General features: G+C 62.0%; 1 protein-coding gene. It reads left to right on the top strand.

Going from position 1 to position 363, the window contains the following annotated elements; genetic code table 11:
• A partial coding sequence (locus tag IOC61_RS17535; protein WP_195690017.1) for a TRAP transporter small permease subunit occupies nt 1-353 on the top strand: 353 nt, incomplete at its 5' end.
• Between the last annotated feature and the right edge of the window lie 10 nt (nt 354-363).

The raw sequence follows: 363 nt of genomic DNA on the forward strand, positions 1-363 counted from the left end.
CCTGGACCCTCAAGCACGACGGCCATGTGCGCGTGGATATCTTCTATCGCGCCATGACGCCGAAACGCAAGGCACTGGTCGACCTCTGCGGCACCCTCTTCCTGCTGCTGCCGGTGATGATCTTCGTGCTCCTGTCGAGCACGAAATATGTGGGCAATTCCTGGCGCATCCTCGAGGGTTCTCCCGATTCGGGCGGCATCCCCGGCGTTTTCCTGCTCAAGACGCTGATCCCGCTTTTCGCCGGACTGATGATCCTCCAGGCGCTGGTGGAGGCGAGCCGCCACTTCCTGGTCCTCACCGGGCGCATGAATCCCCCTGCTAACGACCACGACCATGCCGAGGAGCGCCTGTAATGCTGGAGTT

Source organism: Halomonas sp. KAO (genome assembly GCF_015595025.1).
Lineage (GTDB): Bacteria > Pseudomonadota > Gammaproteobacteria > Pseudomonadales > Halomonadaceae > Halomonas.